This is a genomic window from Catalinimonas locisalis (assembly GCF_038039535.1).
In the GTDB taxonomy this organism is placed as follows: domain Bacteria; phylum Bacteroidota; class Bacteroidia; order Cytophagales; family Cyclobacteriaceae; genus Catalinimonas.
On record NZ_JBBPHP010000109.1, the window covers coordinates 1 to 1,130 of the forward strand.

The 1,130-nt window shown below is 35.8% G+C and carries 1 protein-coding gene; it reads left to right on the forward strand.

What is annotated here, in order from left to right:
• Positions 1-363 precede the first annotated feature (363 nt).
• Complete coding sequence (locus WJR50_RS34085) at positions 364-987, forward strand: hypothetical protein (protein WP_341297795.1); 624 nt, start codon at positions 364-366, stop codon at positions 985-987.
• The last annotated feature ends 143 nt before the right edge of the window (positions 988-1,130 follow it).

Consider the following 1,130-nt stretch of genomic DNA (forward strand, 5'->3'; position numbering starts at 1 on the left):
ATCATTGCTTTTGAAATCGCTTTCTTTTACATCAACTTTGGTTACGTTTGATCTTTCATACTTTGTGTAACACCACCAAGAGTTCTTATCAAACCTGAAAAAATCAATAAATATTCAATATGGGGTGTGAAATTCTTGTACATTAGTACTAACGAAAACCCTAATTTGAATACCAAAATAAACGATGAGTTTATCTGTTTCCAGTATCGGCAATCAGCCTATGAATTAATTCTGTCAAGATTAAAAAAAACGCTACCCAACACTCCATAGCCTCTATGCTTCGTCCGATGGCCTCGCCAGCGGCTATGGTAGCCGTTGCTTGCAAGCTGAATTAAAACACTTACTGCCACAATATATTGAAAGATGAAAATTAATATTATATCCAGCAGACTTATAACACGTATTATTTTTCTTATCTCTTTCACATTGATTTTTGTGGCTTCCTGTGACGATGAGTTTGAAAATAAGGTACCTAGCATTGCTGGCTATTACAGAGTTGAGTCTCTAATAGCGGATAAAGAGGTGGATTTGAATAATGATGGAATACTATCCACAAACCTTATGGAGCAGATAAGTCAGTCTAATTTTTATGGCCAATACATATTTGATAAACATCATTCATATTTGGAAATTAGACCTACCAAATACAATGATAATCCTTATCAGCATATTAGTATTCCTTTTCCTGATCCACATTTTTCCACTTATACTAACTCACCCAATGGAGCTGTAATTTACCTAAGAAATGGCCTGAATGGTGTTGGTTACGAATACACTTATAATGCAAAAACTAAGACTGTTCATATTGACCGCACTAAGGTGGATCAGAATACTGAGGAAAAATGGGGCGGATTAGTTGAGATTCATCAAATAGAGGATGATAAACTTGAATTATTGGTGAGTAAAAATTATTATGACTTCAGCACTGCAAGCTGGTTAAGACTTCAAATTACCGGCATTTATTCAAAAATTGATGACATAAGATGAAAAGCCAGCAAGCAACATTCTGCAAGCGCTATGCTTCGGCCGATGGCCTCGCTAGCGCCTGCAGTTGCCGTTAGGCCTTATTGGAATAAATGAAATTTATAGTTCTAATCTTGATTGTTACATTATCTGTTTCCTGTTCGGAA

Coding starts and splice junctions, on each gene's coding strand:
- WJR50_RS34085 (WP_341297795.1), top strand. CDS start 364: ATGAAAATTAATATTATATCCAGCAGACTTATAACACGTATTATTTTT.